This is a genomic window from Streptomyces sp. JNUCC 64 (assembly GCF_054484115.1).
Window position 1 is genome coordinate 2,836,054 of sequence record NZ_CM137015.1, and the last position, 21,950, is coordinate 2,858,003.

General features: G+C 70.0%; 25 protein-coding genes. 21 read left to right on the top strand and 4 right to left on the bottom strand.

Annotated features, from left to right (window positions below):
• Positions 1–2: 2 nt before the first annotated feature.
• The 15 genes from ACVWNX_RS11355 (at position 3) to ACVWNX_RS11425 (ending at position 14,350) form a co-directional block, all read left to right on the top strand.
• The gene (locus tag ACVWNX_RS11355; protein ID WP_454413783.1) at positions 3–728 is read left to right on the top strand and encodes an ATP-binding protein; all 726 of its coding nucleotides are present in this window, start codon (positions 3–5) and stop codon (positions 726–728) included.
• Complete coding sequence (locus ACVWNX_RS11360; protein WP_454413784.1) at positions 728–1,501, top strand: DUF6195 family protein; 774 nt, start codon at positions 728–730, stop codon at positions 1,499–1,501. The genes ACVWNX_RS11355 and ACVWNX_RS11360 overlap by 1 nt, the downstream gene beginning before the upstream one ends.
• 23 nt (positions 1,502–1,524) lie before the next feature.
• Entirely contained in the window at positions 1,525–2,616 is a 1,092-nt protein-coding gene (locus ACVWNX_RS11365; protein ID WP_454413785.1) for a DUF2637 domain-containing protein, read from the top strand.
• Positions 2,613–3,242, top strand: a complete 630-nt coding sequence (locus ACVWNX_RS11370) for a hypothetical protein (protein WP_454413786.1) — start codon at positions 2,613–2,615, stop codon at positions 3,240–3,242. Before ACVWNX_RS11365 ends, ACVWNX_RS11370 begins: the two co-directional genes overlap by 4 nt.
• Positions 3,243–3,704: 462 nt before the next feature.
• Positions 3,705–4,307 carry a hypothetical protein gene (locus ACVWNX_RS11375; RefSeq protein WP_454413787.1) on the top strand — a complete coding sequence of 201 codons (603 nt, stop codon included), beginning with the start codon at positions 3,705–3,707 and terminating at the stop codon, positions 4,305–4,307.
• Positions 4,308–4,317: 10 nt separating this feature from the next.
• A complete protein-coding gene (locus tag ACVWNX_RS11380) occupies positions 4,318–5,295 on the top strand; it encodes a bifunctional lytic transglycosylase/C40 family peptidase (RefSeq protein ID WP_389770442.1) in 978 nt (325 codons plus the stop codon).
• A 48-nt stretch (positions 5,296–5,343) separates the two neighbouring features.
• Positions 5,344–5,682, top strand: a complete 339-nt coding sequence (locus ACVWNX_RS11385; RefSeq protein WP_344477133.1) for a hypothetical protein — start codon at positions 5,344–5,346, stop codon at positions 5,680–5,682.
• Between the two features lie 120 nt (positions 5,683–5,802).
• A complete protein-coding gene (locus ACVWNX_RS11390; protein ID WP_454413788.1) occupies positions 5,803–6,996 on the top strand; it encodes a hypothetical protein in 1,194 nt (397 codons plus the stop codon).
• A complete protein-coding gene (locus ACVWNX_RS11395) occupies positions 6,977–8,821 on the top strand; it encodes a hypothetical protein (protein ID WP_454413789.1) in 1,845 nt (614 codons plus the stop codon). Before ACVWNX_RS11390 ends, ACVWNX_RS11395 begins: the two co-directional genes overlap by 20 nt.
• A 3-nt stretch (positions 8,822–8,824) precedes the next feature.
• Complete coding sequence (locus ACVWNX_RS11400; RefSeq protein ID WP_454413790.1) at positions 8,825–10,351, top strand: SCO6880 family protein; 1,527 nt, start codon at positions 8,825–8,827, stop codon at positions 10,349–10,351.
• Entirely contained in the window at positions 10,348–11,784 is a 1,437-nt protein-coding gene (locus ACVWNX_RS11405) for an ATP/GTP-binding protein (protein WP_454413791.1), read from the top strand. Before ACVWNX_RS11400 ends, ACVWNX_RS11405 begins: the two co-directional genes overlap by 4 nt.
• Positions 11,781–12,161, top strand: coding sequence for a DUF6238 family protein (locus ACVWNX_RS11410; protein WP_454413792.1), 381 nt, complete (start codon positions 11,781–11,783; stop codon positions 12,159–12,161). The genes ACVWNX_RS11405 and ACVWNX_RS11410 overlap by 4 nt, the downstream gene beginning before the upstream one ends.
• Entirely contained in the window at positions 12,161–12,421 is a 261-nt protein-coding gene (locus ACVWNX_RS11415) for a hypothetical protein (RefSeq protein ID WP_454413793.1), read from the top strand. Before ACVWNX_RS11410 ends, ACVWNX_RS11415 begins: the two co-directional genes overlap by 1 nt.
• 31 nt (positions 12,422–12,452) lie before the next feature.
• Positions 12,453–13,895, top strand: a complete 1,443-nt coding sequence (locus ACVWNX_RS11420; RefSeq protein ID WP_454413794.1) for a type IV secretory system conjugative DNA transfer family protein — start codon at positions 12,453–12,455, stop codon at positions 13,893–13,895.
• Positions 13,892–14,350, top strand: coding sequence for a hypothetical protein (locus ACVWNX_RS11425; RefSeq protein WP_454413795.1), 459 nt, complete (start codon positions 13,892–13,894; stop codon positions 14,348–14,350). The genes ACVWNX_RS11420 and ACVWNX_RS11425 overlap by 4 nt, the downstream gene beginning before the upstream one ends.
• A 57-nt stretch (positions 14,351–14,407) precedes the next feature.
• On the opposite strand, the gene ACVWNX_RS11430 is transcribed toward ACVWNX_RS11425, so the two are convergent.
• From ACVWNX_RS11430 to ACVWNX_RS11445, 4 genes are all read right to left on the bottom strand, one after another.
• Complete coding sequence (locus tag ACVWNX_RS11430; RefSeq protein ID WP_454413796.1) at positions 14,408–14,884, bottom strand: TrmO family methyltransferase domain-containing protein; 477 nt, start codon at positions 14,882–14,884, stop codon at positions 14,408–14,410.
• Between the two features lie 38 nt (positions 14,885–14,922).
• Positions 14,923–16,314, bottom strand: a complete 1,392-nt coding sequence (locus tag ACVWNX_RS11435) for a Tat pathway signal protein (protein ID WP_454413797.1) — start codon at positions 16,312–16,314, stop codon at positions 14,923–14,925.
• 138 nt (positions 16,315–16,452) lie between these two features.
• Positions 16,453–16,986 (bottom strand): GNAT family N-acetyltransferase, encoded by a 534-nt coding sequence (locus tag ACVWNX_RS11440; RefSeq protein ID WP_454413798.1) that lies wholly within the window; start codon positions 16,984–16,986, stop codon positions 16,453–16,455.
• A complete protein-coding gene (locus ACVWNX_RS11445; protein WP_454413799.1) occupies positions 16,983–18,239 on the bottom strand; it encodes an XRE family transcriptional regulator in 1,257 nt (418 codons plus the stop codon). Before ACVWNX_RS11445 ends, ACVWNX_RS11440 begins: the two co-directional genes overlap by 4 nt.
• Before the next feature lie 403 nt (positions 18,240–18,642).
• On the opposite strand from ACVWNX_RS11445, the gene ACVWNX_RS11450 reads away from it, so the two are divergent.
• From ACVWNX_RS11450 to ACVWNX_RS11475, 6 genes are all read left to right on the top strand, one after another.
• On the top strand, positions 18,643–19,077 hold the full coding sequence (locus ACVWNX_RS11450) for an ATP-binding protein (protein ID WP_454413800.1): 435 nt from the start codon (positions 18,643–18,645) through the stop codon (positions 19,075–19,077).
• On the top strand, positions 19,074–19,592 hold the full coding sequence (locus ACVWNX_RS11455; RefSeq protein WP_454413801.1) for a DUF6415 family natural product biosynthesis protein: 519 nt from the start codon (positions 19,074–19,076) through the stop codon (positions 19,590–19,592). Before ACVWNX_RS11450 ends, ACVWNX_RS11455 begins: the two co-directional genes overlap by 4 nt.
• Entirely contained in the window at positions 19,586–19,999 is a 414-nt protein-coding gene (locus ACVWNX_RS11460; protein WP_454413802.1) for a DUF6302 family protein, read from the top strand. Before ACVWNX_RS11455 ends, ACVWNX_RS11460 begins: the two co-directional genes overlap by 7 nt.
• A 69-nt stretch (positions 20,000–20,068) precedes the next feature.
• Positions 20,069–20,269 carry a DUF5999 family protein gene (locus ACVWNX_RS11465; RefSeq protein WP_454413803.1) on the top strand — a complete coding sequence of 67 codons (201 nt, stop codon included), beginning with the start codon at positions 20,069–20,071 and terminating at the stop codon, positions 20,267–20,269.
• A 184-nt stretch (positions 20,270–20,453) separates the two neighbouring features.
• Entirely contained in the window at positions 20,454–21,683 is a 1,230-nt protein-coding gene (fxlM, locus tag ACVWNX_RS11470; RefSeq protein ID WP_454413804.1) for a methyltransferase, FxLD system, read from the top strand.
• 78 nt (positions 21,684–21,761) lie between these two features.
• On the top strand, positions 21,762–21,944 hold the full coding sequence (locus ACVWNX_RS11475) for an FxLD family lanthipeptide (protein ID WP_454413805.1): 183 nt from the start codon (positions 21,762–21,764) through the stop codon (positions 21,942–21,944).
• Positions 21,945–21,950 lie beyond the last annotated feature (6 nt).

Below are 21,950 nucleotides of genomic sequence, written 5' to 3' on the forward strand. Positions count from 1 at the left end.
TCATGGCCCACCCCCAGCGCGCGGGCAGCGCCGCATCCCTGCGGGCCATGGAACGGATACTCGCAGCGAGAGGACTACCGGTCGTGCCGGAAGACGTCACCGACGACCCGTCGGACACCAACCCCGGCGACCAGCAGTGGCACCTCCGGGCCCGCGCCGACTACGCGCTGAGCCGCTGGAGCGCCGCAACGCCGCCCCGGTACCGCGACGCGGAAGCCACCCTCCCGGAAGTCGTGGCCTGGGCAGATCGAGCCCTGGCCGACAACGCCGCAGCCGGTGCCCTGCTCCTGACCGGCCAGACCGGGACGGGGAAGACCCACGAGGCGTACGGCGCACTGCGGAGGGTCGCGGCCGGCGGCCCCGACCGGTTCGAGGTGATCACCGTGAACTCGGCGGACATGTACGGCCGGCTGCGGCCCTCGCAGGTCATGGGCGCCGCCGAGCGTGAGCTGCGGCGGCTGAGCGAGGTGCAGTACCTGCTGCTGGACGACCTCGGCACGGCGAAGACGTCGGAGTGGACCGAGGAGGTGACGTACAGGCTCATCAACTACCGGTACAACCAGTGCCTCCCGACGGTCATCACGTCCAACCTTCCCGCCCGGGACGAGCACGGGCCGGACCTGAGCGACTTCGTCGGGGCCCGGGTGGCGAGCCGACTGGCCGAGATGGTGACCAGCCTCGTTCCGATGATCGGCGCGGACCGCCGGCGTGGCGGGAGGGCGGCCTGATGCCCGTTCGCCTGCGCGGGACCGCGCCGGACGCCGCAGTCCTGTCCACAGCCTGTGCGTACGTGGGGCCCCTCAGCCTGTACGCGAACCCGTTCACGGCCGGGGACCGCCGCCCTTCACCGGCGGGGACGCCAATGGGCCCGAAGGAAGCGGTGGACCTGTTCGCCGCCACGCTCCGGGGCCCGGTCGGCCGCTTCTACGCCGACGGGTTCGCCCGCGAACTCCGCGGCCTCGATCTCATGTGCACCTGCCCCCTCGACCTGCCGTGCCACGCGGACGTCCTGCTCCGTCTCGCCAACGGCCACGGCGACAGCAACACGATCTCCACCAGCAACTTCATGGAAGGCCCTCCGATGCCCCATCCGATCATGGTCTCTGCGGCTGAACAGCTCACGGCCGCCGAGAAGCGGCGGACCGCCGCTCGGGAGGACGCCTTCCACACCTGGGGCCCCCGGTCCGTCAAGGCTGCGGCCCTGTACGCCCACCGCCTCCTCGGCGCTGAGGCGGCCACCCTGGAGTGGGAGACCCTGGGTCTCCTGTCCTTCGAGGAGCACCTCCAGGCGTTCGCCTCGCTCGACACCGTCGGCGGCCAGCACCTGGAGCTGTACTACTCCGACCAGGGCGGCACTGAGTCCATCGCGCTGAGGGTGTCGTGCATGAGCTGCCCCAGCCAGCACGTGCACGAGGTGACGTCCCTCGAACAGTTCGGGCTGCTGCTCTCCCAGACCCCCGTCTGGCCGTTCATCAACCCGCGCGAGGGGGACGACCACTGATGTCCCACACGCACATAGCCCCGGTGACCAACAGCACTCGGTCCGCGGTCCCCCTGCACAGAATGACGGCCTGGGACCGGACGGCGATCGTCCTGCTCGGCGCGGCCGGCTTCGCCTTCTCGTACGACGCGCTGCGGCAGATCGCGGTGGCGATGCACGCACGGGAGAGCCTGTCCTACTTGTTCCCGCTGTTCATCGACGGGTTCATTGCGTACGGGGTGCGGGCGATCGTCCTTCTCCGCAACAGGCCGTTCTTGTCCCGCCTGTACACCTGGTTCCTCTTCCTCGCGGCCACCGCGGCGAGCCTGGGCGCGAACGCCCTGCACGCCATCACGCTGAACCGCAGTCCGCAGTCCGCGCAGTCCGCGCTGCACCTCACGGACAGCGTCGTCGCGGTCCTGTCGATGCTGGCCCCGCTGGCGCTGGCGGGCTCCGTCCACCTGTACATCCTGATGGCGCGGGCCGCCGAACTGTCCGTCCCGGACCGCGCCGACGACGGTCCCGGACCGGTCCGCGAAGCCGTCCGACCGCCTGCGGGCAGTACGGAGAACGCAGAGGTCCACCCGGCCGGGTCCGAGCCGGCGGCCGAAGCGACGGCCGCGCCGTCCGCGCCGTCCGCGCCGGGCGACGTGGTCCCCACTGTCGTTGACCTGCGCAAGCACGGGAGGGGCAACGTCGGCGAGCACGCTCCGGACGGGCCGGGTTCGCGCCCGTCCGGGGTCGCGGACCGAGGGAACGAGAGCCGGGCCCTGGCGGACGGGATGCCGGTCGGCGGCCCGGACGGGGAGGTGCCGACACCGCCCCCGGCGGCGGCTGAGGAGCTGGTTCCGGAGCCGGTACGCGACCACTCGGACGGCTGCGAACCGTCCGTCCCGGACGACGTCGAGCCTCCGCAGGACCGGGAAGCCGACGACGACTGGCTTGAGGACCTGTTGCCGGTCGCGCGGGCCGCCTACCAGGAGAGCGGACGGATCAGCCGCGACGCGATCAAGGAGGCCGTCCGCGCACGGCAGCCGATCAGCAACGACCGCTTGGGCATCCTCCTGTCCCGCTTGAAGGACGAGGTGGAAGAGCGGTCGGCGCCCCCCGCCCGCACCTCCACCGCCCTTTGGTGATCTCATCCCATGAGTGCCGCGCGGTCGCTGCGGTCCCCACCACAGCGACCGCCACCGGCCCCGTCGACCAGGAAGGAAAGACCATGTGGCGACGGCAGCAGAACCACGCGGAGCAGACCGCCCGCGCCGAAGGAGTGCACGCGGCGTCGGCGCTCGCGGTTCACCTCCAGAACGGCGGCCGGCTGGAGCCGATCCAGGCGACGGACGTGCCCTTGGCCGAGGGCGAGACCGCCCTTGCGGACGTGTGGTGCTCGGCCGCGCGCTTCTACGGGACTGACGTCGTGCAGCTGAGGTCGACCGGGTACTTCGAGGACCACCCGTCCTTCGGCCGGCAGTGGGTGCCCAACCCGCACGAAGCCCGGCGACGGCGGGAGGCCGAGGCTGCCGCCGAGCCGCAGTGGCGTGACCACACCCCGGCCCGTCTCGTCCTCACCTCCACCGGAGTACGGCTCAGGCCGACCGGCTCTCCGACTTGGATGCCCTTCGACCACTGCCTCCTCGCCGGTCTCACAACCGGGCCAGGGGAACTCGTGCTCTCGTACAGCGTGTGCGCTCCGCTGCTGATCGCCGGGACCGCCGCCCCGTGGCTCGGGGTGGCGATCGAGCACCTGCGCCAGGCCGGTTGAAACGCCCCCTCAACCGTGAAGCCGGAACCTAATTCCTGGAATTAGGTTCCGGCTTTTTGCTGATTAGATTTGTCCGCCGACCTCTGTGAGGATTCAGGCACGGCCGACGCCCATGGCGGCTTCGGCCTGCTGGAGCCCATTTCCGGGCTCCCCTTTCCCGAGAGGGGCTGATGGCCTTGATATGAGATACGACCTTTCACGCACCGCCCCCTTGAACTATGTCACGGGCCGACGGGAACCGGAACGGCGTCCGACCTGCATGAAGGTCTGCCGACGAATCCCGTGAACACCTAGCGGATAACACGGCGCACAGCCGCCCCCCAGTCCGCGAATTACACGGCGAATAGCCGATCAAGCCCGCAGAGGCACCCCCTCCTCTGCGAAGGGGTGTTGCGGCCCCTCCCCGGGGCCGCAACACCCGATCTCTCGAAATCCCCTTTGCACCGAGATTGTGGATTCCGCATGCCTCGATCCAGCCGTTTCATACGCATATCCGCAGCCATGGGCGTCGTCGGCACGCTGTCCGCGCTCTCGATCGGCTGCTCCAGCTCGCCGGACGCTCCCGGCCCTTCGGCAGCGAAGCCGCACGTCGTCTCGGTGGGCAGCACGGCACCGACCACGACCCGCACCACGGAAGACCCGGCGGCAGCGCCGGACATCGCCCTGCCGCCAGACGTCGAGCGGATCGCGCGGGCGTTCACCACGGCCTACGCCGAGCACGACGCCGGCGACGGCAAGGACAGTTCGTTCACCGATGCCGGAGTCCGCGCATCTCGGTTCGCATCCGGCGACCTGGTCTCAGTCCTCAGCCAGAAACGTCCCGGCCAAGACGCGGCGTGGACCGCCCTCCGCACAACGAAGGCCCGGCAGTCGATCGAGATCACTTCCGCGGTGGTCCCCGACGGGGCCCCGTCGCCGACCCCGGCGGTCGCCCTGGTCCGGGTCGGCTACACCCTCACCACGACCCCGGCCTCCGGGTCCGCGCGTCGGAGCAGCGAGCAGCTCGCCCTGCGGCTTGAGCACACCCCCCTGGGCTGGCGGGTCACCGCCATGCCCTGGGCATGACGGTGCCGCGATGAACAAGGGCACCAAGCTCGGGCTGGGCCTCGCCGGAGCCATGCTCGTCACGGGCGTCGCCCTGCTGACGACCTTCGGCGGTGCGGGAGGCGGCTCCAGCGAGGAAGCCGGCCCCGGAGGCGGGATCTCGGCGGACGCACCCGTTCCCGGCTGGGTCCGCGAACTCGTCAACAAGCACGCGGGGCTGTGCCCGCAGGTGACGGCTTCCCTCTTGGCGGCACAGCTCTACCAGGAGTCGAAGTTCGACCGCGACGCCGTGTCTCCGGCCGGCGCCGTCGGGATCGCGCAGTTCATGCCTGGCACCTGGAAGGAGCACGGTGTGGACGGCGACGGGGACGGCGTCAAGGACGCCCGCAACCCGGCTGACGCCGTCGCGGCGCAGGCCAAGTACGACTGCACCGTTGCCAAGCAGGTCAAGGACGTACCGGGGGACTCCACGGATCTGATGCTCGCGGCCTACAACGCGGGCGGCGGGGCCGTGCTCAAGTACGGCGGTATCCCTCCGTACAAGGAAACCCGCGACTACGTACGGATCATCCGCGACCTGGCGGCCAAATGGGCGGATGCCGTCCAGCCGAACCTCCCGGCCGGCGAGGGAGCCGCCCGCGCGGTCTCGGCCGCACGGACCGCGCTGGGGACTTGGTACCAGTGGGGCGGAACCTGCAAGTCTCCGTACACCGGCGCGAGCGGTTGTGACTGCTCGTCGCTCACCAAGATGGCCTGGGCCGCGGCGGGCGTGAACATCCCGCGGGTGACCTACGACCAGGTCAAGACCGGAAAGGCCATCGCGGGCGTCTCCCAGCTGGCCCCCGGTGACCTGCTGTTCACCCGCCCCGGGCCGTCCGGTCCCGAACACGTCGGCATGTACATCGGCAACAACGAGGTGATCGACGCCCCGCGCACGGGCGTCCAGGTCCGCATCCAGCCGCTGAGCATCTGGACGCCGCAGATCATCGCCATCCGACGCGTCGGCTAATCACCACAAAAAACTCACTACATACCAAACACACCAAGGGGCTTCACCATGCACAACTTCCTGGCCACTGCCGCCGACCCCTCCCTGCACACCACCCTCGCCGCCGGTGCCGACGTCGTCTCCGGGGTCAAGCCGGACTGGGGCCCCTTCGGGAAGCTCGGCGGGACGGCGAAGACGATCCTGGGCGTCATCGCCGCCATCGTCCTCGTTGTCGGGGCCGGCGCCTTCCTCGCCGGTGTCGGCAAGTCGAAGGGCTGGTTCGGCGAGGGCCACTCCACGATGGAGAGTTCGCACGGCAAGGGGCTGATGGTCGGCGGCCTGACCGTCGTCTTCCTGGTCGCCTCCTTCGGCACGATCTTCGGCATCACCTACGGCATGGGTGTGTGACCCGTGACCTCTCGATTTCGCAGGAGAAACGATTCTTCGCAGGCGTCGGGGCCTCCCCGGTCGACCGCCAGGCTCACGGGCATAGCCGCCGGCGGGGTCGCGGTCGTGACCGTTGCCGGTGTGGTGGTCAGCTTCGCCACCGGCTCCCCGCCGACGCCCGCCCCCTCGGTGTCCTCGCCCGCACACGCGGCCCCGCAGACGAACGTGGAACGGGCCCGGAAGGTCGACGGTGTCCCCGTGGGCTACCCGCGAACGCAGAACGGCGCGAAGGCGGCGGCAGCCAACTTCACCGTGGTCAGCGGCAGCGCCCCTTTCCTCACGAACAGCGAGCACCGGCACCGCGCCGTGGCAGCTATGGCCGCCCGGGGTTCCATCGACTCGACCGGTAAGAAGGCCGACCTGGCCGCCGCCGAGGCTGCCGCCTCCCTGCGGGGCGACGCTTCGACGGTCTCCGCCGATCAGGCCATCGCTCGCACCGGGGTCCTCTCCGCCCGCGTCCTGGGCTACGACGACCAGGAGGCCATGGTCAGGCTGTGGACGACCACAGTCCGCGGCAGCTCGGCCGGGCACTCGACCCCGGCGGCGGGGTACCGGTCGGTGACAGTCACGCTGGTGTGGGAGGCCAACGACTGGAAGCTCAAGAACAGTTCGAGCACCGCCGGGTTGGTCGCGCCGATCGACGCACGGCAGACATCCAACGTCGCCGACGACTTCTCCAGCTACGTGCCAACCGCTGCGGACGATCCGGTTGTGACCGGTGCGACCGGGCCGGACGGCTTTCCCGCACCCTACGAACGGAGCGAGCGGGGGGCCCGGGCCGCTGCGGTCAGCGCGGTCATGCTCTACGGCGACACGCGGTTCTTCACCGACAGCGGGTGGCGGCACCGGATGCTGGCGGCCACCGCAGCACCGAGCGTGCTCAAGTCGGTCACGTCGGACTCCGACGCGACGGCCCGCCTGGTCTCGGAGAACCGAGGGGTCGGCACGGACGGCAAGTCCGCGGACGGCAGCGAGCTGATCACCCGGACTGCCGCTCTGGCAACCCGTGTCATCGCCCACTCCCGTCAGGCCGCGAGCATCGAGCTGTGGACCGCGTCGGCCGGCGGAGTCGCTGGGGCGGAGGAGACCCGCCGCCCGCAGGTCGCCTTCCTGCGGATGACCGTGGACCTCGTCTGGGCCGACGGCACGTGGAAGACGACCGCTGTCACCCCGTCCGCGCCGCTCGTTCCGGCGCCGCCCGCGATGCAGCAGGCGGACTCGGCCGACAGCTTCTCCAAGGTCGGAGGTGTCGGTAATGCGCCTGCGACTGCGTGACGATGCCCCGGGGCTGCTGCGGGTCGAACGGGGTACTCCGAGTAGCTGGCGACACCGGCTTCGGACCGTCGCCGTGGTCAACATCGTCGTCGGGTTCCTCTTCGTCCCGGCCGCGGTGGCGAACCCCTTCTGCTACATCCCGATGGTGTGCGAGGCGAAGGCCGCCATCGACTTCGTGAGAGACCCGTTGGGCTTCCTGCTCCAGAAGCTGGTGGAGGCCAACATGTGGTTCCTCCGCAAGATGCTGGAGCTGATGCAGGCCACGACGCAGATCGACCTCACCTCCCCGGGCTTCCTGCGGCAGTACGCGATCATCTTCGCGGTCTCCAGCCTGCTCACCGTGGCGCTGTGGCTGATCGCCGTGGCCAAGCGGGCTGTCCGCGGGGTCGGCATCACCACCGCCGTGGGCGAGGCGATCGGCTTCCTCCTCCTCCAGTTCGTGGTCAACGCGATGACGCCGGGGGCCATCGCGCTCCTGCTCAAGGCCATCGACGAGGTCACGGCCGTCTTCGAGCCCTACGCGACGGAGAACTTCAAGCCCTTCTTGGAGAACATCCTCAAGGTGATGGCGGCGAACCCCACGGAGGGCGTGGGGCAGCTGCTGGTCGTCAACCTGATCATGCTGGCCGGCGCGCTCCTGATGTGGATCGAGCTGCTGATCCGCGGTGCCGCGATCTACGTGGCCGTCGCGCTCGGCCCCGTAGTGAACGCCGGTCTGGTCGACCGTGATCTCTGGGGCAAGAGCAAGAAGTGGATCGGCGGCATCCTCGCCATCGGCCTCAGCAAGCCGATCCTCTTCGCGCTGCTCGGCCTGGGCGGCGCCGTCCTCAGCGACACCACGGGCAGCATGTCCGATGCGGTCTCCAAGACCCTGATTGGCGCGCTGATCCTCCTGCTGGCGGTCTTCGCATCGGCGACCCTCTACAAGTGGGTGCCGGCGTTCGGTGACCAGATGGCCCAGCTCCAGCACGACCGGAAGGCCGCCCTGTCCTCCGGCCCGGCCGCCGCGATCGACGGCCCCGCGCAGCACGCGAACCGCGCGATCAACTCCCGTGTGCAGGATGCCCTCGTGGGCGGCGGCGGGAAGTCCGCTGGTGCCAAGACGGCCGGGGCCAAAGCGGCCGGGGCCAAGATGGGCGGCGGAACCGCCGCTGCCGCTGGCCCCCTCGCCGTCGGGGCAGCCGTGGCGAAGGCCGGGGTCGACGTGGCGAAGAACAAGGCAGCGGGGTCCCCCGGCGCTCAGGGTGCGGAAGCCGCCAATGGCGGTCTCGGCTCCGACCAGGTCCAGGGTCAGCCCGAGGACAGCGGTCCCATCGGAGCACCGGGTGCTCCGGCGGGCAGGGCGTCCGGTCCGGTCGTCGGCTCGACCCCGGACTGGTCCGCGGCCAGCGGCCACGCAGCGTCCGGCGCTCCGGCCACCGCCCGCCCGCAGGGTGGCACCTCTTCCAGCCCGGTCGTCGGACCAGCCCCGGCCCCGTCTGGCGGCAGCACCGCGTCCAACGCACCGGCGACCGCCCGCCCGCAGGGCACGAGTTCGGGTCCTGTCGTCGGCTCGGCCTCTGCCCGGCCTTCGGCACCGCGGGCCCGGATGGCGCTGAACTGGGACGAGTTCGCCGGACCTCCGCATGCTCAGCCCGCCGCACGGCCGGTCGCACCACAGGCTCCGCCGCCGGCCCCGACGTCCCACCCCTCAGCGGCGCCCTCCTCACCTTCCCCCGCACCACGGACCACCCCGAGTCCCGGGCCCTCCGTCTCGCCCACGCCGCCTTCGCGGCCGACCGGCGGACAGGCACCCGGTCGGCAGGACCCCAGCAAGGATCAGTAAGCCATGTCAACTCGTACGTATCAGTTCGGAAAGCACCGCCCCACGGGGTTGGTCGGCCGCCGCGACCTCGGCGAACAGGTCGTCCTCGGCAGCGGCGCCGTGATCGGACTGCTGTTCGGCTTCGCCTTCAACGGCGCGACAGCCCTCGCCGCGACGGGCCTCGTGGTGCCGATCCTGATCGCCCTGGTGGTCGTGTACGCCCCGTACCGGCCGAAGGGCACGTCGCAGCGACGCTCCCTCTACCGCTGGTGGCGGATCAACCGCTACCACCGCAAGGCCCTCCGCCGTACCGGCGGTGTCTGGGTGTCGCCCGCCGTCGAGGCAGGTGTACGCCGCGACGGCACGCCGCCGGACGCCGCGCTGACCGAGCCCGAGGGCATCGCGGGCATGACCTGGGTGCCGACCACGGTCCGCGGGCAGCAGGCCGTCGTCATCCTCCAGCCGGAGGCCGGCTGTGTGACCGCCGCATTGGAGGTCACCTCCCCCGGCCTGGGCGGCAAGGACATCAGCGAACAGATCGTCGCCCTGGAGCGCTGGGGTGAACTCCTCGACGCCTTCGGCAACACCGAAGACCACCCGGTGAAGCGAATTCAGGTTCTGGCCCGGCAGATGAAAAGCGACCCGTACGCGCACCAGCGGTTCGTGTCGCAGCGCGACCAGTCCGCGGCGACGGCCAACGCCCCGCAGTGGCTCAAGGACTCCTACGACGAGCTGGCCAACGCGGTGTCGACCTCGGCGGAGGAACACCGGTACTACGTCACCATCCACGCGCAGTTCACCCGGGACCTGGCCGCCGAGGGCTCCGCCCGGGGGACGGGAGACGACGGGATCGCCGCGGCGGTGGCCGTCTACCTGGACGAGCTGTGGTCCCGTTGCGAGGACGCCGACCTCTCGGTACTCGCCCCACTGGACGAGCGCACGATGACGGCCCTCATCCGCAACTCGTACGACCCTGACCATCCCATCTGGGACACCGACCTCCCCCGGGCCCACGCCTTCCCCCGGAACGTCGATGTCCGCCAGGGCACGCACGTGGCCACCCGCGCCGCAGGAAGCACCGACAGCTGGTACCACGCCACGGCGTACGTCGCCAGCTGGCCCACCACGCCGGTCGGCCCCGGCTTCCTGTCGCCCCTGCTGATCGGGATGCCCGACGTCATCCGCACCTTCTCCATCACGCAACAGCTGGAGCCCAACGACAAGGCCGTGGAACGGATGCTCGCAGAGGACACGAACAACCAGGCGGAGATGCACCGCAACCACCAGCGCGGCAAGAACATCGACCCCCGCGACCAGATCGCCGCGAGCGCCACCGGTTCACGCGGCATGGCCCTGGCAGCCTCCGGCGCGGCCGGCTCCGCGGTCGTCGGCTACATCACCGTCTCCGCCCGCAGCCCCGAAGAGCTGGAACGCACCAAGCGAACGACCGGGAGCCGCGCCCGCAACGCGAACCTGCGGATCGAGTGGCTCGACCTCGAACACGCCAGGGCCTTCGCGAACACCCTTCCCCTCGCCGGAGGCATCAAGTGACTGACCTGCTGAACCTCGCTCCGCTGTCCCCCATGCACCAGACCGTGCGGCGCCCGCTCCACACGGAGACGACCACCAGCCAGGCTCTGTACCTGCCGGTGGCGCCGCCGACGCTCGGCAGCGCGGGAGCAATCATCGGCCGCGAACTGTATTCCGGAAAGGCTTTCATCTACTGCCCTTTCAGCGCATTCGGCGACGGCCTGCCCGGCGGAAATATGATCGTGATGGGGGACACGGGCCGTGGAAAGAGTTCCCTCACCAAGACCTACGCCGCTCGGCAAATCCGCCTCGGCAGGAAAGTCGTGGTCCTGGATACGAAAGAACAGAAAGAGCGAGAGGAGGGCGAATGGGCGGCCCTCGGACGTTCCCTCACCGGCAAGGCGCCGGTGAAGTTCGCCCCGGGCGGCGGGTCCGGAGCCTCCTGCATCAATCCCATGGACCCCGCCATTTCAGGCAAGCGGCAGACCGAGCTGGTCAGGACGATCGTTGAACTCGGCCTGGGCAAGACCCTGGACGAGTTCGCCGGCTCCGCCCTGAGAATCGCGATCCGCCGGGCCCATCAGCGGGCGGACACCCTCGGCCAGACGCCCGTGCTGGCGGACGTCGCCGCCGCGCTCCGGGCCCCCGAGGAGTCCGACGCCGCCGCGAAGCAACGGACGCGGGACGAACTCCTAGCCGACGGGCTCGAAGCAAGTTACGTTCTCGACCGGCTGTGCGGCAGCGAGCAGGACTCGACGGGCGACCTGGTCGGCATGCTCGACGGGCCGACCAGCCTCGGCGTGGGCCTCGACACCGACATGGTCGTCTTCGACCTCACCAAGGTTCCGTCCGGCGGCGTCGCCATGACCATCCTCGTCGCCGTGATCAGCGTCTTCCTCGAAGAGGTCTGGCTGCGACCGCTGTGCGAGTGCGGGACGGAACCGAGCCAGCACGAGCGAGTGGTGGTCGACTCGGAGTCCGGCGCCTGGGAGGTAGGGCCGAACCCGGCGACGAGCTGCCGACGCTACAGCCAGCGCAAGCGCATCCTCATCGCCGAAGAAGCCTGGCACATTCTCGGCACCCCCCAGCTGGCCGCGCTGCTCGAAAAGTTCCTGAAATTCGCGCGCGGCCTCGGATTGTCGTGCATCTTCATCGTCCACCACCTGTCTGACATCGACGACTCCCCAGAGACGCAAGCGGCGCTGAAAATGGCCGACACTGTCGTCATCTACTCAATGAAGAAGGCCGAAGCGGAAGCCGCCGTGGCCAGACTGGGGCTGCCTGCGTGGACGGCGGACCACATCGTGCGGCTGCGTCGGGGAATCGCGCTGTGGGTGGTCGGAGAGGTGATCTACCCCGCCGTACAGCATCTGCTGGTGGTTGCCGAGCAGCACCTGTGCTTCTCGTCCGGGTCGATGACCGATGTCTCCACCAGCTACCCGGACGCCGCGTGAACGGCTCCCGTCATCTCTTCGCCGTCGGCCCCGTCCAGGCAGATCCGGAACGGACGCACTCCATGACCACCACCGGCACCGACCTTCCGGCCGGCCAGCACACGGAGCGCGGGGAAATCGACCGGCTGCACGCCGCCGCCCTCGACCTCGCCCGGCGCACGAACGAGCTGGCCATCAGCCTCGACCACGGCGACTACTCCGCCGCCGGGGGCCGCGTCCGTACCGCCGTCGCCCACCTCTGGCGCGCGGCCGAGGACCTCCACGGCGCGTTCCACCAGTCGCCGCCCCGTTCCGCCGGGCCCGGTGCGGCGATCCCCAAGCTCTGCGGCCGGCGCATGCGCTACCTCGCGGCCCGGGTCGGACAGAGGGCCGCGTAGTGGAATTCCTGCCCAACGGGATCTCCGTGGCCCTGTACGCCGTCGCAGCCGTGTGCGCGGTGGCGATGGCCACCGTCTGGCTGCTGATGAAGCGGGCGGCCCGCAACGCCGGGTTCGCGAGCAAGGCCGTGCTCAAGCGGCACTTGTCGGCCGCCGCCGTCCTCAAGGCCACGGAGATCCGGCCCTCCCTCACCAGCGGCAGCAACCACCCGCCCCACACGGCGGTGGACCTGGTGAAGAAGCGATCCGCCGCACGCTAACCACCCCCTTTCTCCCGTCCAGGAGCACGTCATGCAACACCCCCTCTCCCCTCACGACTTCGGCTATTCGCTGGGGACCTCTCAGCGCCCGAAGGGCGTGGACCTCTGGTCCCGCGCTGACAAGGCGTGCCGGGTCATCGGCCCGATGGGCTCGGGCAAGACCCTGCGCTTCTTCGCCCCGACCATCCGCCGGTGGCCCGGACCGGTCCTCGCCACCTCCACGAAGCCGGACCTGGTCGAACTGACCCTCGACGCCCGGCGCACCGGCGGCCGTCCGGTCTTCGCGTTCGACCCGCAGGACATCGCTCCCTCCCTGCCGAGGTTCCGGTGGACGCCGATCACGGGCGCCGCCGAGACGGAGACCGCGATGATGCGGGCCAAGGCGTTCGTCGCCGGCTCGCGCACCCCCGGGTCCGCCTCGCAGTCGAGCGAAGGCGCCTCCTTCTACAAGGGCCAGGCAGCCAAGGTGCTCGCGGCCTACTTCCACGCCGCCGCCCTCGACGGGGCGAGCCTGGAGTGGGTGTTGAAGTGGGCGCGCAAGCTGACCGATCCCGCGCCGGTCGGCATCCTCAACGCCCACCCCGGCGCCGGGCCCGGCTGGGCGGACATGCTCCGAACGGCCACCACCGGCGACAGTCGGACCGTCGGCAACACCGCCTCGACCCTGGACGCGGCCCTCGAACCCCTCATGCACGAGTCGGTCCTCCAGTCCCTGCTGGGCGACGGCGAGGAACCCACGGACTTCGCCGAACTCCTCGACGCGGGCGGCACCGTCTACCTGCTCGGCAAGGACTCCGAGGTGAACAGCGTTGCCCCGCTGACCACCGCGATCACGGAAGACCTGCTCGACATCGCCGAAGCTCACGCCCTCGCCTCGCCCGCCGGCCGGCTCGACCCGGCTCTCCTCGGGTCGCTGGACGAAGCACCGAACATCGCGCCCATCCCTTCCCTGCGGCAGCGCTTCGCTGACGGCCGTGGCCGCGGACTCGCCATGATGATCGGCCTCCAGGGCTGGGCATCGGCCCTTGCCCGGTTCGGCGAGGACACCGCGAACGAGCTGGCGTCGTTCACCAACAACGTCGTCGTGTTCGGCGGGGCGAAGGACCCCGGCTTCCTCAAAGACCTGTCCGACCTGTGCGGGCAGGTCGAACGCGAGCGCACCACGAAGACAACCAGCGGTGGCGACCGCGGGGGCCGCTCGACCGCGACCCACATGGCGCTGGAGCCGGTGCTGCGGGGAGACGAGATCAGGTCGCTGCCGGAAGGCCACGCACTCGTGCTCGCCGACAACCTGCCCCCAGTAATCACCCGCCTCGACGGCATGTGGACCTGGGAGTCCTGGCCGGAGATCGAAGCCCATATCCGCCAACTGCGCGAGGCGAACGAGGCGGAGCGCCGTCGGCGGACTGCGGCGAAGAAGAAGCAGGCCACCGAGCACGCCGCCACCTGGGCAGCGCGGGGAGCCGCCGCGTGACAAATCCGCTCGCGCAGTTCAAGCCCTTCCCCGAAGCGCCCGCGCTGATCCTGGAGTACATCGCGGAGCGAAGCGCAGAGGAGTCGGTGGTCGACGGCCCCCCGCCGTGGGACCTCGGCGCCCTCTCGGCCGAGCTGATCGAGCCGCTACCCGCGTGGCTGAACGCGGTGTGCCGCTGGCTGAACGACGCGTACGCCTGGCAGCCGCAGGACGTGATCCCGCCCTGCTGGATGAGGCATGAAGGGCTGGGGTACGAGATCGCCGCCCTGGCCTTCGCCCGGGACGACGCCTATACCGACGCGGGTTCCACCATCGTCTGGCACGAGCAGTACGACCGGTTCCTCAGCCGGATGAACAAGGCGCTGGGCAAGGCCGGCGACGAGTGCCGCCTTGGACGGCACGACGACCGGCCCGCACGCTTCCAACTCGCCGCCTGGGCTGAGGAGGCCGCCTGAGCAGATGCCCGCGACGGCCAATGACCCGCACACGGCCGCCAGCCACTCCCGGTCGGGTCAGCCCGGCGGAATCCTCCAGTATTCCGCCAGCATTTCGCCGGGCCAGGCGGGTTCGTGGACCGGGCCGCGGGGGCCCATCTCCGCGAAGTACGGCGAGAGGTCGTAGATCTTGGTGCCGACTACGGCGTCCAGATCGGCCACGCGCAGGGTGAGCCCGTCGATTCCGATCAGCCTCGGGAAGCTCTGGGCGAGCTGGTTGGGGCGGCGGTGGTTGCGGTGGGCGAAGGTTCCCGTGGCTGGCCACTGCGCGTTCCCCCGGGGGCTGCGGGCGTGGTACTCGACATCGCCGGGGGACGCCCGGTCGAAGTGCCACACGACCACGAGGTGGGAGAACTCCTCCAGGCCCTGGACGGAGTCGAGAGGGAACTCCGACTCGTCCAGCTGGATCACCGATTCGACGCCGCCCCAGTAGTCGTCGGCAACCTCGGTGCGCCCGGCTACGACCTCTCCGATCGGCTTGATCTCCAAGGCCACGGCCCCACCCTCCGGCTCTATCCTGACGGTTCCTCCGGTCAATCTACCTGGGCAAGGTACGAGGCGGCGCGGGCGTCGAGCGCGCCCACTGCGGGGATGCCGCGCCTGCGGTACGGCGACAGCAAAGTCCGCATGTCGACCACCCTCTGTCGGGCACGGCCGGAGGAGATCCCGTCCTCCAGCGCTTCCAGAGCGCTGGTCCACGTCGCGCACGCCTCTTCCACACCGCCCTGGGAGATCTGGGCAGCCCCCATGTACCCGAGGGTGACGGCGTGCGTGCGCGTGAAGGCTGCCCCGCGCGTGCGGACGGAGCGCCGGAACTGCTTGACAGCCCCCTGGTGGTCTCCGAGGTCTCGTAGGGTGCAGGCCGTCTCGTGCGCCAAGGACGCCTCTCCGAAGAAGAAGGTCCGGTCCGGTTCCCGCGTCCCTTCATTCGCATTCGACAGGTCGTCCTCGGCGCACCGCAGGGCACGGGTCGCGTCCGCCTTCCGGCTGTTCGCCGCGAGGGTGCGCGCGTAGACGACCTGGAGGAGGGACCGTTCCCGGGGAGTGGCGGTCGTGTACCGGTCCCCGCGCACCGACGCCTCCGCCCACTGGAGTGCTTCGCGGCGGAACCCCAGATCGAGCGCCTGGTGTGCGACCGCGCGCAGAACGTGCCCGACGAGCGGGGCGTCGCCGGATCTCGCCGCCAGTTTGACCGCAGTGTTGAATCGGCTGAGCGCGACAGCGTGCTCGCTGCTGTCGAAGGCCATCCAGCCGGAAACGTAGGCGAGTTCGGCGGTGGCGGCGAACATGGACCGGCGGTCGGCATCGCTGACGTAACGGCCCCGGAGGAAGCCCCTGGCCTCGTGGTGCAGGTACGCGTCGACGGCTCGCCGACCGTGCCCCCCGCCACGCTTCTGGTCCATCCGGGAGAAGGCCAGGGTCAGGTCCCGAACTGCTTCGACATCGGCCCGGCCGACCCTCGCCCCTGCCGGAGTCCCCTCGCCCGGCGACTGCACCATGGCGTCCCACCATGCCGTGTCGGGCAGCACGAGGGCTGCCGCTGAGTACACCCCGTCCGCCAGCAGGCGACGTCTGTCCGTGTCCACGCCACTCTCCAGGTCACTCAGCGCGATGAGGGGATCGACGCTCCAGTCCAGCGCCTCCTGCGCCGGCGAGAGGGAAGTTGCCCACCCCAACTCGCGTGGTGTGACCTCACGCTTCACACGACGGGACAGCGCCTGGCACAAGATAGCTGGCGCGATCCCCGAGGGTTCGACGCCGGCGACCCACATGCTCACGTGGGAACGGCCGATCTTGGAGTTCTCCCGCACCTGGCCGTTCAGCGTCTCAACGGCCACACGGTTGTACGCGGCAGCCGCCTGCGCCCGTGACCAGTCGGCTTCCAGGAGGAGAGCGGCCAGTCGCTCATTCCTCTCACGACCCATGTTGTGCTCCCACGACTGCAAACGATCTTTGACCACGTTGACCGGCCCACCGGGGGCTCTGGGGGCCGGGCTCAGATCCAACGCACTGCTCGAACACCTCTCAGGGCCGGCTGAGGGCCGGACGAAGCTGCCGGACGCTCACTTCTCGACAGCCAGCTCCCTGACCATGACCGCATAGACCGGGGAGTCGGCGAAGGGCCGCTGCTCGCCGGTCTTCCGGTAGCCCCACGATTCGTACAAGCCCTGCACATCCGGGTGGGCCACGTCGACCAGCAGCACGGACAGGTGCTCGCTGCGACCGCTCAGCAGCGTCTCGTGGAGTCGCTCCGCGATGCCCTGCTTGCGCCACCTCGGCCGCACCATCACCTCGGAGACCGCGTAGGTGACGGTGTAGCCGTTGTTCGGCACGAAGGCCGTCGACCGCCACCACTCGCGGCCGGCCGGAAGCGGGGCGCCATAGGCGAACCCGGTCGGCTCGTCTCCGTCGTACGCGACGATGCAGGTGAAGCCCTCCATCTCGGACCAGTGGTCGACGAACCAGGGGAATCTCTGGTTGAACTCGTCGTCCATGGCATCGGCGTAGGCATCCGCGTGCACGTCGATCAGCATCTGCTTGAAGCCGTCGGGGAGGCTTCCGCGGATGTAGTGGCGCAGGTCGATCAGCCCGGTCACGCTCGGCTCCATTCGTCTCGCATCAGGTCGGCCCAGTCGCGGGCGTACGCCGTGAACGGTGTCAGCCGCAGCAGGTCCCGGTGGAAATCCCCGATCAAGGTACGCATGCGTCCGGGGAGCGGAGCACCGTCCATGATCCGGAAGACAGTGGCGGCAGTCGCCGTGGCCTGCTCAGGCTCGTCCTGCCGAAGCTGCGCGATCGCGAGCTGGCAGGTGGCCAGCGCCCGGTTCCGCCGGAACTCCGCCGGGATCTTGGCGAGGGCGCGGTGGGCCATCGCCTCGGCGTCGGCGGACTCGCCGTTGCGGTTGTGGCTGATGGCCGCCAGGTGGCTGAGTTCCGCCGGGCCGTAGAAGGCCGTCCAGCGCGGGCGGTCCTCCTCGCCCGACTTCCGAAGCGCCTCCTGCGCAGAGCCGACGGCCCTCTTCGCAGCCTCCGGATCGCCCAGCGACGAGTGTGCGAGAGCGAGGCGTGCGCGACCCAGGGAAGTGAAGAAGGGATCTCTGCGGGCCGCCTTCGAAGCGGCGGCGGCCTGGGCGGCTGCCAACTGCTCGGGCCAGTTCTGGCGCTGGTACGCGAGGATCGCGAGGTTGACCCATACGTACATCCCCGTCGCAGGGTCCTGAGAGAGGCCCGCGTAGGTCGTGGACTCGTGAAGAAGCGTCTGAGCCGCTTCCAAATCCCGCTGGTCGATGCACGCCCAAGCCGCCATGGTCGTGTACTCGGCGGCGAGCGCGTACAGGGCACGGCGGACGCTCTCGCTGGCGTTCTGCTGCTGGAGTTCCAGGATTTTGGCCCGGCCCGCGAGGGCCGCGGTGGCGAGGGAGCGGTTTCCGCCCTGGCGGTCGTCGGCCTCCACCAGCTTGTTCATGCCGGCCGAGGCCCGGGCCACGTCGGTCATGCCCACCGAGCGACGCTGTTTCCCTACGGGCACGGCAACGGCCCCCGCCGCACCTGTGCTGGCAACCATGAAGTCACGACGGCGCACGGGGTCCTCCGGAGGGTGCTGCATGGAACTGGGGGCCCTGAACCCGAGATCGGCCACTGAACAGCCGAACACACGCTCAAGTGCAACGCAAGTACGTCCGATTGGGCGCTGGGTCGCCCCGCTGAGCAGGTTTCGGATCGTACGGGCCGACATGTCTCCCAGCCTGCCGGTGATCTCCAGCAGCGCCTGGTTGCAACGTTCCGCTAACTCGTCCTGGGTGACGCCCAGTTCGATCATCCGCTCCCGGAGGACGGCGTTCACTCCCATGCACTGAACGTAGTACCACCGCTACCGGACTGCCCAGACCTTTCGCAAAGGGAGCGTAAAGTCTTCCGGTTCAAGGGAGTTCGATCCTTCCTGTTCGCGGGCTACCGGACGTCGTTGACTAAGCAGCCGCCGCATCGAGTCCGGCGGGCTTCCCCAAGGTGATCTTTGACCACCTTGACCACCCTCAGTCTCTTGACCCGATGCCGATCGCCGCACACAAGCGGTTCGCTCTTCTAGGCCAGCTACTCGACGAGCGGGAGCACCCGACATGAACGCCTGCACCGGCAGACGCGGCACCACGAGTGCCGAATGCCCTGCCTGGCGCCGAACCGTGGGAGATGCCCTTCTCGCCTGCCGACAGGTGCCGCGCATTCACCGGCGCCCCATACACGGGAGGCCACCAATGAGCCCTGCTGCAACCGCCGCCACGCCGACCACCTCGGAGCCGCCGCACCGGCCCCCCGGCGGCTTCGCCGTGGCCATCGCCCCGGAGCAGTCCCGCGTAGGCCAGATGCGGCGGATCACCTCGGCTCACCTGGCCCTGTGGAAGGTGGACGACTCCGCGGCCGAGGACATCGTGCTCGCCGTTTCCGAACTCGTCACCAACAGCATCCTGCACGGCTGGGGCGACGTCGGCCTGAACGTTCGCTACGCGGACGGGGAAGTGCGGGTGGAGGTCACGGACGGCAACCCGGAACCCGCACACCTCAGCGTCGCCAGCGAGGAAGGCGTCTCCGGGCGCGGTCTGTTCCTTGTCGGCGCCGTGGCATGGGACTGGGGCGTCAGCGAGGACGGGCTGACCACCTGGGCCGTCTTCAAGGTGGTGAGGCATCAATGACGGCGGACCTCGTCGTACGAGACGAGACTGAGATGGCCGTCCGGGTCAAGGACCCTACGGTTCCGGTGACTCCTTGGACGCCGCCGCTGGATCAAGAGCGCTTAAGGGAACTGCTGGCCAGGGCTCGTGAGTGGGAGCCGGTGGACTGGGAGCTGGTGTTCGACGGCTTGGACGCTGTCCTGTGCGGCGGGCAGGAGATGAGCCACCACGCAGCCGGAGCGGCCAACCGCCACAGAGCGGGTGCGACGGTTCCCGACTATGGCGAGGCCGGCGAACTCGCGCAGCGCTTTCGCGGGGCCCTGATGCAGCTCGTGAACCGCGGGCTGCGGGACAGCGCCGATCAGTACCCGGACATCGCGCGGCTGATCGAACGGGCGCGCTCGCTGCGTTCCGAGACGCTGCCGGACGACTCCTGGCAGGCTCTGGCGTTCCTCCGGCGGCTGGGGCAGGTCACCCTCGAACTGGTCGAGCGCCTGGACGAAGTCGGCATCGTCAAGGGGCTGGTCGAATGCTGACCACCGCCACGACGGCACCCGCCCTCACCGTCTCCCTGCGCCCGGCCGAGGAAGCCTACGACTTCGAACACTTCCGTGACCGGCTGGCTGATCCCTCTGTCATGGCCGGTGCTGTCGCCGTCCGCGTCTTCCGGGCGCCGCTGATCGCAGTGCCGGTCGGCGGCCCGCGCCGAGGCGGATACATGTCCTTCGAGCTGCTGACGCTCGCGATGGCCGCGCGTGGCCTCCTCGCAGGCCGGCCCGGGTTCCCGAACCTTCGCGTCCGCTGGTCGCCGTACCGCGACACCTGCCACACGGTCGAGTGGGGCGACGCCGCCCCCTGGTGGTGGGAGGACGACGTGGTCTTCGGACGCTTCTTCGGCTACAGCGAAACAGCCATCGCTTCCTTCATACGCAAGCGCCGATAGCCCCTCATCGGCATTCTCAGCCGATGTCGCCCGGCCTCCCAGACCGTCATCGAGAGGACGACAAGCACCATGTGCGAGCACAACCCGCCGTGTCCCGCAGCCGAGGCTTCCGACCGGGATGCCGCACACGTCGCCGTGCACCGCCCTGGGCAGGGCTGGAGCCTCTTGTGCAACGGGGTGGTGCTCTTCGAGGACACCGGGGAGTTGCTGCCCGACGGGACGGTCATCGCCCCGCACCGCATCGCTCCGGTCCCGGCACCGGCTGCCTAGACCACCGCTTGGCGATCCGGATGTGCAAAGGGCCGGATCGTCGGGCGGTGAACCACCCCGGCGCGGGCTGTCGCCTCGCTCCGACTGGCGGGCCCTCACGGCCTGCGCCGGTTCGCAAATCCGCTCGACCAAGCTCGGCGTGAAAGCGCCGAGAAGGAGACCGCTCGTGGATAACGTCCCCGACATGACCACCGATATCGGCCAACCGGCCACCACTGAACAGCAGATGCGCGACGCCATGGTGCAGCAGCTCATCGAGATGGGTGTCACCGAGGACCCCCGCGTCGTGGCGGCGTTCCGCGCCGTCCCCCGGCACCTGGCCACCCCGGAGGTGGACGCGGCCACGACGTACCGGGCCGAGGCCGCCACCATCACCAAGACCGACAGCAGCGGTGTGGACGTCAGCTCCGTGTCCGCGCCGCAGATCCAGGCGGTGCAGATCGAGCAGGCCCGTATCGAACCGGGCATGTCGGTGCTGGAGATCGGCTCCGGCGGCCCGAACGCCGCGTACCTGGCGGAGATGACGGGCAGGCAGGGGCGCGTGGTCACGGTGGACATCGACGCCGATGTCACCGCCCGGGCCGAACGCTTCCTGACGCGGACCGGGTACGACCGAACGGTCACCGTGGTCACGGCGGACGCGGAGAATGGCGTCCCGCAGCACGCGCCGTACGACCGCATCGTCGCGACAGTGCAGGCGGCGGACATCCCGCCGGCCTGGATCGGGCAGCTCCGCGACGGCGGCCGGCTCGTCGTCCCGCTGCGGATGCGCGGCATGACCCGCACCGTCGCCTTCGTCCGCGACGGTGACCGGCTGGTCAGCGACGACCTCCAGCTCTGCGGCTTCGTGCCGATGCGGGGCGCCGGGGAGAACCGCATGGACCTGGCCGTCCTGCACGACATCGAGGGCGAGGAGATCGCCCTGCGGCTCGACGCCCACCCGGAGCCCGATGTCGCAGCGCTGCGGGCCGCGCTCCACGAGCCGGCCGTCAAGGTGTGGTCCGGGGTGACGGTCGGCGGCATGGAGTCGAAGGACCACCTCGACCTGTGGCTGACGACCGCGCTCGACAACCTGCCGCTGATGGCCGCGAAGCCGGGCGCCCGCAAGCGCGGGCTCGTCGCCGGGATCTCCCCCATGGGCATTCCCACCCTGGTGGACGGCGGCAGCTTTGCGTACCGGACCTCTCGCCCCACCGACGACCCCGACCGCTGGGAGCTGGGGGCCGTCGGCCACGGTCCCGCAGGCCGAAAGACCGCCGAGCGGCTGGCGGAGGAGTTCCAGGTGTGGAACAGCGACCACCGCGGCCATCAGGCCCGCATCGAGGTCCATCCGGCCGGAACGCCTGACGACCGGCTTCCCGAAGGGCGCGTCATCGACCGCCCGCACAGCCGGGTCACGATCTCCTGGCCGTGACGCCGACCGCGTCACGGCCGGGTGGCACCACAGCACAGCCATGCACATCCACCCGCCTCACCGACTGAGGAGCACGAGATGGCAAGGAACAACAGCACCACGCCGAAGGCGGGCACGGCCTTCGCCGACGGGGCGTCGGACTTCGACCTCCGTATCGAGACCGTGTCGGCCGCGGCCGTGCCGGGGGCGCTGCTGAACGACACCGGCGACGGCTGCGGCTCGACCTGCGAGTCCGCCTGCTCCAACAGCACCTGCGAGTAGTACGCC

What these genes read in the sequence shown, in the direction of transcription:
- ACVWNX_RS11450 (WP_454413800.1), top strand. Translation starts at nt 18,643, where the DNA reads ATGAGCCCTGCTGCAACCGCCGCCACGCCGACCACCTCGGAGCCGCCG.
- ACVWNX_RS11400 (WP_454413790.1), top strand. Translation starts at nt 8,825, where the DNA reads ATGTCAACTCGTACGTATCAGTTCGGAAAGCACCGCCCCACGGGGTTG.
- ACVWNX_RS11395 (WP_454413789.1), top strand. Translation starts at nt 6,977, where the DNA reads ATGCGCCTGCGACTGCGTGACGATGCCCCGGGGCTGCTGCGGGTCGAA.
- ACVWNX_RS11385 (WP_344477133.1), top strand. Translation starts at nt 5,344, where the DNA reads ATGCACAACTTCCTGGCCACTGCCGCCGACCCCTCCCTGCACACCACC.
- ACVWNX_RS11435 (WP_454413797.1), bottom strand. Translation starts at nt 16,314, where the DNA reads ATGGGTCGTGAGAGGAATGAGCGACTGGCCGCTCTCCTCCTGGAAGCC.
- ACVWNX_RS11475 (WP_454413805.1), top strand. Translation starts at nt 21,762, where the DNA reads ATGGCAAGGAACAACAGCACCACGCCGAAGGCGGGCACGGCCTTCGCC.
- ACVWNX_RS11455 (WP_454413801.1), top strand. Translation starts at nt 19,074, where the DNA reads ATGACGGCGGACCTCGTCGTACGAGACGAGACTGAGATGGCCGTCCGG.
- ACVWNX_RS11445 (WP_454413799.1), bottom strand. Translation starts at nt 18,239, where the DNA reads ATGGGAGTGAACGCCGTCCTCCGGGAGCGGATGATCGAACTGGGCGTC.
- ACVWNX_RS11380 (WP_389770442.1), top strand. Translation starts at nt 4,318, where the DNA reads ATGAACAAGGGCACCAAGCTCGGGCTGGGCCTCGCCGGAGCCATGCTC.
- ACVWNX_RS11375 (WP_454413787.1), top strand. Translation starts at nt 3,705, where the DNA reads ATGCCTCGATCCAGCCGTTTCATACGCATATCCGCAGCCATGGGCGTC.
- fxlM (WP_454413804.1), top strand. Translation starts at nt 20,454, where the DNA reads ATGACCACCGATATCGGCCAACCGGCCACCACTGAACAGCAGATGCGC.
- ACVWNX_RS11465 (WP_454413803.1), top strand. Translation starts at nt 20,069, where the DNA reads ATGTGCGAGCACAACCCGCCGTGTCCCGCAGCCGAGGCTTCCGACCGG.
- ACVWNX_RS11355 (WP_454413783.1), top strand. Translation starts at nt 3, where the DNA reads ATGGCCCACCCCCAGCGCGCGGGCAGCGCCGCATCCCTGCGGGCCATG.
- ACVWNX_RS11360 (WP_454413784.1), top strand. Translation starts at nt 728, where the DNA reads ATGCCCGTTCGCCTGCGCGGGACCGCGCCGGACGCCGCAGTCCTGTCC.
- ACVWNX_RS11460 (WP_454413802.1), top strand. Translation starts at nt 19,586, where the DNA reads ATGCTGACCACCGCCACGACGGCACCCGCCCTCACCGTCTCCCTGCGC.
- ACVWNX_RS11420 (WP_454413794.1), top strand. Translation starts at nt 12,453, where the DNA reads ATGCAACACCCCCTCTCCCCTCACGACTTCGGCTATTCGCTGGGGACC.